At 37.4% G+C, this 14306-nt stretch carries 13 protein-coding genes; 12 read left to right on the top strand and 1 reads right to left on the bottom strand.

Annotated features, from left to right (window positions below; genetic code table 11):
- Positions 1 to 281: 281 nt before the first annotated feature.
- From rhaB to C5Z25_RS06570, 10 genes are all read left to right on the top strand, one after another.
- On the top strand, positions 282 to 1703 hold the full coding sequence (rhaB, locus tag C5Z25_RS06615) for a rhamnulokinase (RefSeq protein WP_105452857.1): 1422 nt from the start codon (positions 282 to 284) through the stop codon (positions 1701 to 1703).
- The gene (gene rhaM, locus C5Z25_RS06610; protein WP_105451915.1) at positions 1704 to 2018 is read left to right on the top strand and encodes an L-rhamnose mutarotase; all 315 of its coding nucleotides are present in this window, start codon (positions 1704 to 1706) and stop codon (positions 2016 to 2018) included.
- Between the two features lie 12 nt (positions 2019 to 2030).
- Positions 2031 to 3302 (top strand): L-rhamnose isomerase, encoded by a 1272-nt coding sequence (locus C5Z25_RS06605; RefSeq protein WP_105451914.1) that lies wholly within the window; start codon positions 2031 to 2033, stop codon positions 3300 to 3302.
- Between the two features lie 49 nt (positions 3303 to 3351).
- Positions 3352 to 4197, top strand: a complete 846-nt coding sequence (gene rhaD / locus C5Z25_RS06600) for a rhamnulose-1-phosphate aldolase (RefSeq protein WP_105451913.1) — start codon at positions 3352 to 3354, stop codon at positions 4195 to 4197.
- 414 nt (positions 4198 to 4611) lie between these two features.
- Positions 4612 to 5415, top strand: coding sequence for an SDR family oxidoreductase (locus C5Z25_RS06595; RefSeq protein WP_105451912.1), 804 nt, complete (start codon positions 4612 to 4614; stop codon positions 5413 to 5415).
- A gap of 29 nt (positions 5416 to 5444) precedes the next feature.
- Complete coding sequence (locus C5Z25_RS06590) at positions 5445 to 7313, top strand: BglG family transcription antiterminator (protein WP_234002721.1); 1869 nt, start codon at positions 5445 to 5447, stop codon at positions 7311 to 7313.
- A complete protein-coding gene (locus C5Z25_RS06585) occupies positions 7313 to 7795 on the top strand; it encodes a transcriptional regulator GutM (RefSeq protein WP_105451911.1) in 483 nt (160 codons plus the stop codon). Before C5Z25_RS06590 ends, C5Z25_RS06585 begins: the two co-directional genes overlap by 1 nt.
- A 27-nt stretch (positions 7796 to 7822) precedes the next feature.
- A complete protein-coding gene (gene srlA / locus C5Z25_RS06580) occupies positions 7823 to 8374 on the top strand; it encodes a PTS glucitol/sorbitol transporter subunit IIC (protein WP_105451910.1) in 552 nt (183 codons plus the stop codon).
- A gap of 23 nt (positions 8375 to 8397) precedes the next feature.
- Positions 8398 to 9414, top strand: coding sequence for a PTS glucitol/sorbitol transporter subunit IIB (srlE, locus tag C5Z25_RS06575; RefSeq protein ID WP_105451909.1), 1017 nt, complete (start codon positions 8398 to 8400; stop codon positions 9412 to 9414).
- 25 nt (positions 9415 to 9439) lie between these two features.
- Positions 9440 to 9820 carry a PTS glucitol/sorbitol transporter subunit IIA gene (locus C5Z25_RS06570; RefSeq protein WP_105451908.1) on the top strand — a complete coding sequence of 127 codons (381 nt, stop codon included), beginning with the start codon at positions 9440 to 9442 and terminating at the stop codon, positions 9818 to 9820.
- A gap of 540 nt (positions 9821 to 10360) precedes the next feature.
- Here the strand turns inward: C5Z25_RS06570 and C5Z25_RS06565 are convergent.
- Positions 10361 to 10978, bottom strand: a complete 618-nt coding sequence (locus tag C5Z25_RS06565) for an HAD family hydrolase (RefSeq protein ID WP_105451907.1) — start codon at positions 10976 to 10978, stop codon at positions 10361 to 10363.
- Between the two features lie 318 nt (positions 10979 to 11296).
- Here C5Z25_RS06565 and C5Z25_RS06560 point away from each other — a divergent pair, with 318 nt between their 5' ends.
- Positions 11297 to 12145, top strand: a complete 849-nt coding sequence (locus C5Z25_RS06560) for a PRD domain-containing protein (protein ID WP_105451906.1) — start codon at positions 11297 to 11299, stop codon at positions 12143 to 12145.
- Positions 12146 to 12301: 156 nt separating this feature from the next.
- Entirely contained in the window at positions 12302 to 14293 is a 1992-nt protein-coding gene (locus C5Z25_RS06555) for a beta-glucoside-specific PTS transporter subunit IIABC (protein ID WP_105451905.1), read from the top strand.
- Positions 14294 to 14306: the final 13 nt, after the last annotated feature.

Here is a 14306-nt window from a genome sequence, read left to right as displayed (position 1 = left end):
CGGAGCCTGATATTAACTTATCGGGTTTTTTAAGTTTTTACAGTTTCCAATCAGGAAAATAATATCTGCAAATATGATACTTTTCCTCGCATTTTGTGACATTGTGACGACCGTTGTTAGCGCATACAATTATAGTGTAATCAAGACAGGGGACATAAAAGACTATCTTGATAGAAATGATATTAATGAATAATATAAGTTGCTGTGAAGCAGGACGAGGTGAATGATCAGTGAAAAATGTCTATGTTGCAGTCGATATTGGTGCGTCTAGTGGACGCCTGATGTTAGCGGAATGTGATGAAAACAAACACATCAAATTAAAAGAAATTCATCGTTTTAAAAATGGATTTAAAAAGAATGATGGTCATGACCGTTGGAATATTGATTATTTGATTCATGAAATTATGACTGGGCTGACTAAAGTGAAGACGGCCGGATACCAACAAGTCTATCTAGGTATTGATACTTGGGCAGTTGATTATGTCCTTGTTGGTGAAGATGGGCGCAAGCTTGCCGATCCAATCAGCTATCGTGATAATCGGACGTTGCATGCCATTTCAGATTTAACCAGTGATTTACCTAAAAATTATTTGTATAAAAAAACTGGTATTCAGTTTTTAGATTTTAATACGTTATATCAATTATATGAAGAAAATCAAGATTTATTAGGTAAGACTGACAAAATTATGATGATCCCGGATTATATCGGTTACGTATTGACGGGCCACTCTGTGACAGAAGTCACGAATGCCTCAACGACACAGATGTTAAATTTACGAGCCGGATTATTCGATGAAGATTTATTGAAGAAAATTAATGTTCACGATAGTCAATTTGCAAAACTAGTTGAAGCTGGAACTTATCTGGGACCCCTTACTGATCATTGGATGAAGTGTTTCGATTTACCAGTGACTAAAGTGATTACAGTTGCGACTCATGATACGGCTTCTGCCGTTGTTGGGACTCCTAGTGTTGGTGATGATTGGGCCTTCTTAAGCTCTGGAACTTGGTCGTTACTCGGAAAAGAATTAAACACTCCTGAGAGTGGACAAAAAGCCTTTGAAAACAACTACACTAACGAATGGGGTGCTTATGGGACTTACCGGTTTTTAAAGAATATTATGGGACTTTGGATTGCCCAGTGCATTAAGCGGGATCTTGGCGATTGTTACAGTTTTAGTGAGTTAGCAAATATGGCTGCTCAGGAAAAACCTTTCCAACAATTTATTGATATTAATGATCCACAGTTCATTAAGCCATTTAATATGGTTAATGAAATCCAGATGTATTGTCGGGAGACCCACCAAACGGTTCCACGAACGCCTAGCGAAATTATGATAGCGGTTTATTCAAATTTGGCCCTGTTCTATGCAAATGAGGTTCAAAAGCTTGATCAAATTTTAGGTTGTCAAGTGACCACCTTAAATATTGTGGGTGGTGGTAGTAATATTGCATTATTAAATCAGATGACTAGTACGTTAGCCAAGGTTGAAGTAGTTGCTGGTCCCAACGAAGCGACAGCAATTGGTAATGTGTTAGTTCAAATGATTAGCACTGGTGATGTGGCCGACTTAAAAGCTGGGCGTGAAATGATTGGTCAATCATTTGAATTAAATCACTTTATTCCTGAAACTGATAAGTATTCAGGTGTTCTAAATAGCTATCAAGACTTTTTGAAGAGCCATAGTAAGGAGTTGGCATAGATGGTTAGAATAGGTCAAGTCATGTATCTACATAAGGATGCTTATGCAGAATATAAAAAACGTCATTCGGAATTGTGGCCAGAAATGCGTGTAACATTGAAGGAATATGGTGCTTCGAATTATTCGATTTTTCTAAATGAAGCGACTGGTCAAACTTTTGCTTATTTAGAAGTACCAGATGAAACAACCTATAACATGATTGCCGATACAGCGGTTTGTAAAGAATGGTGGCGTTATATGGAGCCACTAATGGATACAAATCCTGATAATAGTCCCGTCACAACAGATCTGAAGGAAATGTTTCATTTAGATTGAGGAGGAATTGTAATGGTCAAAACAGATGAAGTAGAAAGAGCTTATCAAGTTGCTAAAGCGCGTTACGCTGAATTAGGCGTTGATACTGATAAAGTCATGGCACAATTGACACAAGTTAAATTATCAATTCATTGTTGGCAAGGCGATGATTTGCATGGATTCTTGAATCCTGATCAAGAATTAACTGGTGGGATTGGTATTTCCGGTAATTATCCTGGCCGCGCCCGCACCCCTGATGAATTGACTGGCGATTTACATGAAGCTTTGAGTTTGATTCCAGGTAGTCACAAAGTGCAATTACATACCATTTATGGTGTGACTAATAAGAAGAAAGACTTCAATGAAGTTGAACCATCAGACTTTAAGTATTGGGTTGATTGGGCTAAGCAAGAAGGCGTTGGGTTGGATATGAATCCTTCATTTTTCTCAAACCCGATGGTTAAGCATAATTTTACTTTAGCTAGTCCAGAAAAAGCAGTTCGTGATTACTGGATAGAAGTTGGTAAGAAGTCTCGGGCCATTGCAAATTACTTTGGTGAAGAACTTAATCAACAATCGGTCAATAACTTCTGGATTCCAGATGGCTTTAAGGATAACCCGATTGATAAACAAGCACCTCGTGAACGCTTGATTGAATCTTTGGATGAAGTCTTTGCTAAGAAGTATGACGAAAAGAATACGATTGAAGCCGTTGAAGGTAAGTTATTCGGAACTGGAATTGAATCGTACACTGTTGGTTCACATTTGTTCTATAACAACTATGCAATTAGTCGTGGCAAGCTTTGGACAATTGACGCTGGTCATTGGCACCCAACAGAAGATGTTTCTGACAAGTTTTCAGCCTTCTTACCGTTTGGTAAAGGTTTGATGTTACACGTTTCACGTCCAGTTCGTTGGGATAGTGATCACGTTGTCATCTTTGACGATGCTTTAACTCGTATTACGCGTTCCTTAGTTCGCGATAATGAATTAGGTCGGACTAATATCGGCTTAGATTTCTTTGATGCGACAATCAACCGAGTTGCGGCTTGGGTTATTGGTGCCCGTGCTACTCAAAAGGCATTGTTGCAAGCGATGTTAGCACCAATTGATGATTTGAAGGAAGCTGAATTGAATTTTGATTTCACCAAGCGTTTAGCAGTCACCGAAGAATTGAAGTCATTTCCGTTTGGCGCAATCTGGGATGAATTCTGTTTGCAAAATGATACCCCAGTTGGAACCGATTGGTTGAATGATATTCACAGTTATGAAAAAAAAGTTCAATTTCCACGTGACAATCAATAATTAGATTTTGTAGATTGCCAAAATAATAAATTAAGAAGAGGTTGTAAAAATGAAAGACTTTATTGAATCACCATATGTTCGTGATATGGCTAAAACAACTAACAATTTGTATCGCCATGGTTGGGATGAACGTAATGGTGGTAACGTCAGCTTACGCCTCACCAAAGATGAAGTTGAAGCTTTTACTGGGACTGATAAAATTCTACGCGAGATTCCCATTAAGTTTGATGCTAGTGAACTAGCTGGTAAATATTACTTAGTTACAGGGACTGGGCGCTACTTCAAGAACATGATCGATTACTCAGAACGTGATATGGGATTAATTCGGATTAGCAAGGCTGGCAACCGTGTTGACTTGATGTGGGGCTTCAATGATGGTGGTGAACCAACCAGTGAATTTCCAGCTCATTTGATGAGTCATATCGAACGTCTTAAACAAAATCCTAATCAACGGGTTATCATGCATTGCCACCCAACTAACTTGGTAGCGATGACTTTTACTATTCCACTATCATCTAAGCGTTTCAGCCGGACTCTTTGGAAGATGCATCCAGAATCTATTGTTGTCTTCCCAGAAGGTATTGGTGTGATTCCTTACATGTGTCCAGGGACTAACGAAATTGGTGAAAAGACTGCGGAAAAGATGCGTGATTTCCGTGTCGTTGTTTGGCCACATCATGGTGTCTTTGCTGCTGGTGACTCATTGGATGAAACCTATGGTTTGGTTGAAACCGTTGAAAAGTCAGCCTTGATTTACACGACGATTCGTCAACAAGGCGGTGAAATCTTACAATCAATCACTGATAAAGATTTCCGCAATTTAATCAAGCGTTTTGATTTAAAGGCTAACGAAGATTTCTTAACACCTGATGCTGCAACTGAATTAGTTAAATAATCAAATGAAATAGTAAGTTTTAAGTGTCGACTTCTTGTCATGAAAATGAAGAACAATACAAAACTAAATATTTTTAAACTCTTTGTCAAGCAGTGTTGATGAGGGAAGTTTGGGTTCAATTCATTTACGAATTGAGCCTTTTTTATTTTGAATTCAATCTATATTCTATAATTAGAATTCAGAAACTTGTTAACCGGTGTTGATAGGTGAATTTTTGGGTATACACCAGGTCTAGATGCTTTTTTAATAAATTAGAAGTCATAAAAATATTGTTTGTTTAAATTAGATTTTTAGGTTTATTTGAATTAGTATACCAATTTAAAAAGAAGGTGAAAAAAGACTGTATTAATAATGTATGCGTTTTCTTGTATGCTTGTTAGTGAAAATAGGAAACTATAAAAGGAGAAAAACGTAATGGATAAATCGTGGATTAATATTGCAGGTAAGGTATATGTTGTTACTGGTGGTTCGTCAGGCATAGGCAAGGCAATTGTGACAGAATTGTTGGGTAATGGTGCAATTGTGTATAATGCAGATTTAAATAAAGGAGAAATTCAAAATAAGAATCTATACTTTGTTAAAACAGATGTTACTAATAATGAGGAAGTTAATGGTTTAGTTAAACAAGTCGTAAAGGAACAACAGAAAATTGATGGGTTAGTTAATAATGCTGGGATTAATTTGCCACGACTATTGGCAGATGCAGCAGAACCGCATAGTCAATATGAGTTTACCGAGCATGATTTCGAGAAAATGTTTGCCGTAAATGTTAAGAGTGTCTTTCAAGTATCTCAAGCAGTAACGCATCAATTTGAAAAACAAAGGTATGGTGTGATTGTTAATATGTCTTCCGAAGCTGGACTGGAAGGATCACAAGGCCAGAGTGTTTATTCGGCAACTAAAGGTGCCATTAATGGTTTTACGCGTTCTTGGGCTAAGGAGCTAGGGGAACATAATATTCGAGTTGTAGGTGTTGCTCCGGGTATCATGGAAGCAACTGGCTTACGAACTCGCACATATGAAGAAGCATTAGCATATACACGGCATAAGACGGTTAAAGATATTCGTGTTGGGTACGAAAGTACTTCTACTACACCGCTTGGCCGGAGCGGTAAACTTTCGGAAGTTGCAGATGCCGTCAATTACTTACTTTCAGATCGGGCAAGTTATATTACGGGTGTAACGATTAATGTTGCGGGTGGTAAGAGTCGCGGCTAGCCTTCGGGTCTGGGTTAGGATGTGGTGTAATGATGAATAGACTAAACTTTGAGATTTTAATCTTTTTTATTAATAATGATGCACTGACTTTGAGGGAGCTTCAAACGCATTTTTCTGTTTCTAGAGTAACGATCAAAAAAAATATTCGTGAAATTAATGAGTATTTAGATGGTAGTGCCAGTATTAATACTAATCAATCAAAATTTTATTTAATAATTAACAATTACACGGTAATTGCAAAAGTACAAACTGATTTTTTGAAAAAAGATTTAGATTTCAATGACCCAGCTAAAAGACAAGCTACAATTTTAAAGACACTTTTAAAGCGGACCGGAGAATATATAATTTTAGATGATCTAGCAGAATCATTGACGATTAGCCGTGGGACAGTGAATAATGATTTAAAAGTGTTAAGAAATAAACTAGATTTTTATAATGTCAAAATTGAGACTAAAACAAATCGTGGTATACATTTAGTAGTTAAAAATGATTATATGTATGCTGTTATTACGCGAATGCTGGTTGGAAAGTACTATGAATTGGGGAGTACTTGGGATGTGCCCGCTGATATTAAGTTGACCGAATTAGTTAAACAGATTGATAGCAGTGATGATACAGTTATGATGATTAAGCGAAATATCTCAGTTATTAAATGGTTGCATAAATATAATATTCGAATTAATCAACCAATACCTCAATATTATCAGTTACTAACATCCGCAACTACTAAGAAATTACGTAACTTTATTACTGATATTGTTGGGGATTCGTTGAGTATTGGGGAATGGGATTTTATCTCTTATCCGTTTAATATAAAAAAGATAACGACAGATAATGCCACATTAATTAGAGCAGCTTTAATGGATGTTAATAGATTAATGAAAACAATTTTCCCCAGCTTAAAACAGAAGTTGGATATTAATTTAGATTTTAAACGACTACTAGTAGAGTTGCAGTATCATTTGCTATTTTTAATTAATCGGGCTATTTTTGATGTCAAAGCAGAAGGATTCATTTCAGAAGATGTGCTGAATAAATATCCAGTTTCAACCGAATTAGCGCAATTAACACTTGTAGCAATTGCTAAAAAGCTACATATAGGAATTCGAAATCAAGAATTAGGTTATCTAACAGTTTACTTTCAGATGGAACTAGAAGAATATATGGCTGCACCACTAATACATCGAGTGGGATTAGTTGGACCTATTAGTGTTGGTATGAAAAAGTTTATTACTGAAAAGTTAAAGGAATTACTGGATGATAGTCTTCAGGTTGATATTTTTAATTCAGAAAGCGATTTGGAGAATAGCTCAGAAAAGTATTTGTTAATATTTTCAAATGGATTTTTAACTAATAATATCTTAATTGATCATACGCCAACCATCAGATTAAATGCAGTTTTCAATCAAGGGACGCTTCGAGAAAGATTGCAAATATCAGTAGTTGATGAAGCGATTGGTCGTGGATTATGTAACTTTAGAGTTACAAGATTTAATGGGGGACAAACATATTTAACTGGAGTTAGCCAGCTAATTAATCAGGAAATTTTGGATGGACAATTAACATCTGGATTTATTAATGATTGGCATAAACGAGAACAGCTTTCCAGTAGTATTTTTGGAAATGGAGTAGCGTTACCTCATGTTATTGATAAGTCAGGATTGCGGCGGATTTTAGTGACAGTTGGCTTATTTCATAAACCAGTTATTTTTGACAATCAAACTGTCAATGTTGTTTTTTTGGTGGCGATACCATATCAATTAGATGCTAATTTAAGTCGAATTTTGTCACAAGTTTATGATCTAATCAGGAGCATTATGGCTAATAGTAATATTTATAATAATTTGAAAAATTATGACGAAAATCGTGGATTAAATCAATTAATGGAGGCGATTTAATGTTAATCTATTTTGGTATGATTTTAGTTGGTGCTTTTATATTACAAGGGTTACTAGGATTAAAGCAGATTGAAAATTTTTCAACTACATTTCATCGACTCCGATTAATGGCACCAGTAGCAATTGGTAAAAATCCTAAAAAAGTACGTTCAGGAACATTGATTCTGGTTGCGGTGAATGCAGATGGGAACATTATTGAAGCGCAAATGATGAAAGGCGTTACAATATTTGCTAAATTTACAGAGATAAAAATATTACGACAAAAGAATTTGGCTGAGGTTGCGGCTTCCTATCAACAACTAAGACAGTTTGATAGGCTGACTCGAATATGTTTATTAGACGCATATAAGAGTTATAGTGACTATCGTTCTAAGAAGCTCATACCTGAAGATTTTGACAGTACTGTAAAAATTTGGAGTTTACCAATGGTTGAAAAAATCAAAGCATTTTATTATAAAGTGCTTAGTAAACCAAATGATTAATAGATGAATTAAAGGAGCATAGTTATTATGAAAGTAGTTACTGATCTGGCCACTGGGTTTATGGGACTATTTCAAAGTGGAGGAAAAACTCTAATTGGATGGATGACATCCATTATACCTGTGGTTTTATTATTGTTAGTATTAATGAATGCGATTATTGCGTTCGTTGGTGATAAGAAGATGGCTAAACTCGCTAAGGCCTCTTCTAAAAATCCTTTTACACGATACTTGATTTTACCATTTGTTTCAGCTTTTATGTTAGGTAATCCTATGGCCCACTCAATGGGAAGATTCTTACCAGAATATTATAAACCTAGTTGGTATGCGTCAATTGCACAATTTTGTCATACTAGTAATGGTGTTTTTCCTCATATTAATCCATCTGAATATTTTATTTGGCTGGGTATTGCTCAAGGGATTCAAAAATTAGGACTAAATACGATGGATTTAGCAATTCGATATATGCTAGTTGGATTATTTATGAACTTTATTGGTGGATGGATTACTGATTTTACAACTGCTTATGTTTGTCGACAACAAGGGATTACTTTGTCTAAAAAAGTTGAATTGAGTGTGTAACTAAGAAAGTGAGAATTAGAATAATGGCAAAAGAATTTCGTAGTATTAAAGTTGTTAAGGGATCCGGTGGTTGGGGCGGTCCGCTAATTATTACGCCAACGGCGCAAAAACATAAGTTTGTGTATGTAACAGGAGGTAATAAGCCAGCGATAGTTGATAAGATTGCTAGACTAACTGGTATGAAAGCAATTGATGGATTTAAAACTTCAATTCCGGATGAAGAGACGGCTCTGGCAGTCGTTGATTGTGGTGGAACTTTACGTTGTGGTATCTATCCCAAAAAAGGTATTAAAACAATTAATGTTTTACCAACAGGAAAAAGTGGACCTTTGTCACAGTTTATGAACGAGAGTAATTATGTTTCTAATGTAGATGTTGAACAGATTGAATTAGTTGATACGAATGCAGATTCAGGAGCTGAACACGGAAATGAAAGCGCTAACAGTGACGATCTTATAGACGATGATAAATTTGATAATACCAAAACTTTAACTGCGCAAACAAAAAATCCGGGTATTCTGACTAAGATTGGAATTGGAGCCGGTCGGGTAGTTTCGACTTTTAATCAAGCTGCTAAGGACGCGGTACAAACGGTTATTAATACAATTATTCCCTTCATGGCCTTTGTCGCACTATTAATTGGTATTATTAATGGATCTGGTATTGGTAAAGCTTTTGCTAGTGTTATGGAACCGTTGGCAGGAAATGTATGGGGACTTATGATTTTAGGCTTTATTTGTTCTTTACCATTTCTATCACCTCTACTTGGTCCAGGGGCGGTAATTGGTCAGGTTATTGGAACATTAATTGGGGTTGAAATTGGTAAGGGAAACATTCCTCCTCAATATGCACTGCCGGCATTGTTTGCCATTAATACGCAAAATGGATGTGATTTTATCCCAGTAGGTCTTGGATTAGCTGAAGCGGACTCAAAAACAGTTGAGGTTGGGGTGCCATCCGTGCTGTACAGTCGATTTATTAATGGGGTTCCACGTGTTTTTGTAGCATGGATTGCCAGTTTTGGATTGTATGCAAAATAAGTTGTTTGTGAAGGTGGTTTAAACGATGAAAAAGCAAAAAAAATTTTTCTCAACAAAAGTAGTAGAGATTGGTGCTGAAACGGTGGATTTTAAGATGATCGACATGGCAATATTATTTGGTGATGAAGCACCAGCGGCATTACGACCGTCATGTTTCATTATTAAGATAGAACCCATTAAAGAACAAATTATTTCTGGAATGATGCTGAAGATTGACGAACAGAAGTATATAATTACTTCAGTCGGGACTGAAGTACAAGCTAATTTGGGACGGCTTGGTCATATGGCCATCAGTTTTACGGGTGCTACGAGGGCTAAGCTTCCAGGTACGTTATATGTTACTAAAGGTGAGTATCCGAATTTTAAAGTTGGAAGTAGAATTGAAATTTTGGGTGCTACTAGCTAAGGTGATAAATTACAGGAAATTAAACTAGGGTTTGGGATAAGAATTTTAATTATTCTATAAAAAGAGCAGAGAAGGTTCTCTGGTATTCTTATTTCGATAAAACAAAAAGAAATAAAGATACTTTCCTTGCAAATGCATTATACCGGTAATTAAACAACTTTAAAACTAGAACTTGACTGATCTACTCCTAAAATATATCGTTTGAATAATTAACGGTTTAGCTGAAGTCATTTCTACGGATATGCAGACGATAATTGCACTTCTATGCAACTATACTTGAACTAGACAAGGTCTATCGGGTTACTGAGTATTTTGAAGATCCAGTTCATTAAGAACCGGCAACAACGCCTTAGCATGAAGTTGGAATAGCATTGATGACCAATAATATTTCAAAATTGATCAAGGTATTACTAAGAAGAAAGTGAAAAGTTGATAAAAAATTCTCAAAAAACGAGAATTTTTTATCAACTTTTCTTTTAAATCAGGGTTATAACCCTAACGCTTAAAAAACTTATCAACACCCATCGAAAAGAACCATCATTACAAGCTCAACAGTTCATAGGGTTGTTTCAACTGATAAGTTGCTTCAGAAAAATCAACACTAGGTAGGGCTCCCCAAGAAGCGCTAGCAAAGTCGATTTTAGCGTCAAAAGCTGCCTGCATGTCATAGATAGTATCGCCAACATAAATAGTTTCATTTTTAACTAAGTTGTTTTGTTTTATAGCAAATTCCAGTGGTGCCCCACTTGGCTTATGTTCACTAGTTTTATCAGCAGTTACGATGATTTTAGAATTAGTGATTTCTGGAAAATTAGCTAGGTCACTCTTAACTTCGGGCATGGTTCTTGAGGTCACGATTCCAGTGTTAATACCATTGTTATTCAGGTGTTCCCAAGTATCTCGAATACCATCAAAGAATTGTAAATCATCTTTGTAAGCACTAATTGCTTTAACATAGTTGGCTGCAATTTCAGCGACTGGTTCGATTTGTAATTGTTTCAGAATTTTATCAGTGGGTAAACCGACCAAATCTCGGAGCTGTTGTACAGGAATATTGATACCATAGGTCGCAATAACATCATGGAAGACAGTTGCAGCAATGGAAGCTGAATCAATTAAGGTATTATCAACATCGAATAGAATAGTTTTATATGTCATTAAAAAGTTGGTTCCTTTCAAATTGTAAGTATCTTCTTTATAGTTTATCACGATTATAATGATAAATTGATAAATAAATTTTCATCGTTGATCTGTCTACACATTTAATGAATTGGTATACCTGTAAAAAAACAATTTTAATTAAATTAACAAACGCCATTGACAACGCTTACAATCCTTGCTACTATTAATCCATAAATAAAGCGTGTTACTGACTCGATCAGGCATGAGCCTACTATATTAGTATATCAATTCTTCATTAGCGGGAATTGGACTACTTTTAAAGTAGGCTTTTTATTTAATCCGGGAGGCGCAGATATGAAATTCATCAGAAACTTTAATAATAATGCGGCCCTGGTCGAGGATGCAGATGGTGTTGAATGGGTAGTCATTGGTAATGGCGTGGGTTTTGGTAAACATCATGATGACCTGATTGATGAAACTAAAATTGATCGACGATTTATTGCTACCATGACGGGCAACTTAGATGTGGATAGTTTTAAGGACTTGCGGCCGCAAGCACTATCGATTACAGCTAAGGTGATTCATTTGGTTGAACCAATTTTAGGATTGAGTTTTAGCGATTACCAGTATTTCGTTTTAGCAGATCACATTGATTTTGCGATTAAACGTGCTAATGATGGTATTGATGTTGATAATGGTACTGTTCGGTGGGAGGTCCAGCGGCTCTTTAATAAGGAGTATCAAGCGGCACAACAAGCGGTCGCACTAATTAAAGATTGTGCGCAGGTGGCATTACCTAAGAGTGAAGTCGTATTTATGACGTATCACTTTGTCAATGCGGCTTCGGATGGTTCTAAGTTACAGGAAACCATTAAAATTACGAAACTCATTAGTGGGATTATCGACATTGTTCAGTATCAATATGGTATTACACTTGATTCTGAGTCATTCAATTATAATCGGTTTGTGGCGCATTTACGATCATTAATGGTTCAACGTGCTAGTCACACACTTTCAACGGGCAGTGATTTAGATCAATCATTGCTCCAGCTAATGATGGTTAAATATCCCAAGGCGTATCAAACAGTCGAGCGGATTGATGATTTTTTACAGAGTAAGACAAATTGGACGTTATCACCAGATGACCAAGTCTATTTAACGTTACATATCTGGCGGGTAACGCATCGACAGAAAACTGAATAACCGAAGATTAAGTAGGTGTGTTACTGGTCAAGCAGGCATGAACCCAAATATCTTTGCTTAAGCATCATCACCATGAGGGGACTAATGGTGGGGCCTTTAAGCAAGGACGTTTGGGTTTTTGTTTATCCAAGTCGAATATTTTTAGGAGGAAACAAGATGGCTTATGAAGAATTAAGTAAAAAGATTATCGCCGGAGTTGGCGGTAAGGATAATGTTAACAGTGTGGTGCACTGCACAACGCGGTTACGGTTCAAGTTAAAGGATGAAAGTATTGCAAAAACAGCTGTTTTAAAGGATACCGATGGTGTCATTACGGTGGTGCAATCAGGTGGGCAATATCAGGTAGTTATTGGTAATGAGGTCGCTGATGTGTACGAAACGTTAATCAAAGTCGGCGGTTTCGCAGATGGCGGGACCGTGCCAGACGATGATGCTGATGACGCCAATATGAGTATTTTTGATCGGTTCATTGACTTGATTTCTGGTATTTTTAGTCCTATTTTGGGTGTTTTGTGCGCAGCTGGGATGATTAAAGGTTTTGATGCGATGTTCTTAGCGTTTGGCTGGTTATCAGCCAATTCTGGGACCTATCGAATTTTATATGCGATTGGGGACGGGTTCTTTTACTTCTTACCAGTTGTGTTGGGGATGTCCGCAGCTAGCAAATTCCATCTCGATAAGTACGTCGGCATGGCAATTGGCATGGCACTTTGCTATCCCGATATTGTGGCCTTAAACGGCAGTAAGACAGTTTTAACGACATTATTTAGTGGGACTTTCTTTGAATCTTCTATTCATGCTACTTTTTTAGGAATTCCAGTTGTTATGATGAGTTATACGTCATCCGTTATTCCGATTGTTTTAGCCGTTTGGTTCGCTGCTAAAGTTCAAAAATTGGCTAAAAAAGTCATTCCAACAGTGGTTAAGACCTTCTTGGTACCATTTATTACGTTATTAGTAGCAGTTCCAGTGACCTTTTTAATTATCGGTCCCATTGCCACTTGGCTCAGTGATGGGCTTTCAACGGCCTGTGTGGCGCTTTATGACATTAGCCCAGTATTAGCTGGTGTCATCGTTGGGGCTTTCTGGCAAGTCTTCGTCATCTTTGGGGTTCATTGGGGATTTGTTGCGGTGGCGATGGCTAACTTGGCTTCTAAAGGTTATGATCCAATTGTCGTCTTATCATTGGCAGCCTCTTTCGCTCAAACGGGCGTGGTTTTAGGAATCTTGCTACAAACTAAGAATCAAAAAACACGTGGAATTGCTTTTCCAGCCTTCATTTCTGGAATTTTCGGTGTTACCGAGCCAGCTATTTATGGGTTAACCTTGCCACGGAAACGGCCCTTTATTTTAAGCTGTATTGCCTCTGCTGTTGGTGGTGGAATTATTGGTCTTGCCGGTACTAAATTGTGGATGATGGGTGGCATGGGTATTTTCAGTATTCCAGCTACGATTAATGCTAAAAGTGGCATTAATGGAGCTGTTTATGGCTTAATCATTGCAATGGGTGTTGCAGCGGTCCTAGGTTTTGCCTTGCAAATGTTATTTGGGCGGCAAAGCGTTGACGCTGGCGATTCAGCTGCTAAAGCGCCATCGACGGCTACCCCAGAACCAGTTATGGCGGGAGTGAACGTGGAAGCGGTCACCGGTACTACGGCTACGGCGCTAAAACCAGCTGTGACCTATAACGCTGTGACACAACTTAATAGTCCGGTTACAGGACAGATCCTGCCGTTGAGTGCCATTAAAGATGAAGTCTTTTCATCAGGTGCGATGGGGCAAGGAATTGCGATTGAACCAACCGAAGGCCTCTTAGTAGCCCCGGCTGATGGGACAATTGCCTTGGTTTTTCCAACTGGACATGCTGTCGGGTTGAATACGACGGCGGGCGCTGAACTCCTTATGCATATTGGTATGGATACGGTTGAATTGGACGGACAAGGGTTCGAAACTTTAGTTAGCCAAGGCGATACTGTTAAGGCGGGACAACCACTAGTCAAGTTTGATATTCAAGCGATTCAAGCGGCTGGATTCTCGGTTACGACCCCAATCGTTGTCACTAATTCAAAAAATTATCATCACGTTGACTTAATCAATGAACAACAAAAAACAATCAAAGTCACTGAACCATTATTGTGTTTAGACTAGTCGTTAATGAGTG

The organism is Lactobacillus sp. CBA3605 (assembly GCF_002970915.1).
Lineage (GTDB): Bacteria > Bacillota > Bacilli > Lactobacillales > Lactobacillaceae > Lactiplantibacillus.
This window is presented reverse-complemented; position numbering and strand designations above follow the sequence as displayed.

Bases quoted from the DNA above. Each gene is read 5' to 3' on its own strand.
- rhaD (WP_105451913.1), top strand. From the start codon at position 3,352: ATGAAAGACTTTATTGAATCACCATATGTTCGTGATATGGCTAAAACA.
- C5Z25_RS06570 (WP_105451908.1), top strand. From the start codon at position 9,440: ATGAAAAAGCAAAAAAAATTTTTCTCAACAAAAGTAGTAGAGATTGGT.
- srlE (WP_105451909.1), top strand. From the start codon at position 8,398: ATGGCAAAAGAATTTCGTAGTATTAAAGTTGTTAAGGGATCCGGTGGT.
- C5Z25_RS06605 (WP_105451914.1), top strand. From the start codon at position 2,031: ATGGTCAAAACAGATGAAGTAGAAAGAGCTTATCAAGTTGCTAAAGCG.
- C5Z25_RS06590 (WP_234002721.1), top strand. From the start codon at position 5,445: ATGATGAATAGACTAAACTTTGAGATTTTAATCTTTTTTATTAATAAT.
- C5Z25_RS06565 (WP_105451907.1), bottom strand. From the start codon at position 10,978: ATGACATATAAAACTATTCTATTCGATGTTGATAATACCTTAATTGAT.
- srlA (WP_105451910.1), top strand. From the start codon at position 7,823: ATGAAAGTAGTTACTGATCTGGCCACTGGGTTTATGGGACTATTTCAA.
- C5Z25_RS06555 (WP_105451905.1), top strand. From the start codon at position 12,302: ATGGCTTATGAAGAATTAAGTAAAAAGATTATCGCCGGAGTTGGCGGT.
- C5Z25_RS06560 (WP_105451906.1), top strand. From the start codon at position 11,297: ATGAAATTCATCAGAAACTTTAATAATAATGCGGCCCTGGTCGAGGAT.
- C5Z25_RS06595 (WP_105451912.1), top strand. From the start codon at position 4,612: ATGGATAAATCGTGGATTAATATTGCAGGTAAGGTATATGTTGTTACT.
- C5Z25_RS06585 (WP_105451911.1), top strand. From the start codon at position 7,313: ATGTTAATCTATTTTGGTATGATTTTAGTTGGTGCTTTTATATTACAA.
- rhaB (WP_105452857.1), top strand. From the start codon at position 282: ATGTTAGCGGAATGTGATGAAAACAAACACATCAAATTAAAAGAAATT.
- rhaM (WP_105451915.1), top strand. From the start codon at position 1,704: ATGGTTAGAATAGGTCAAGTCATGTATCTACATAAGGATGCTTATGCA.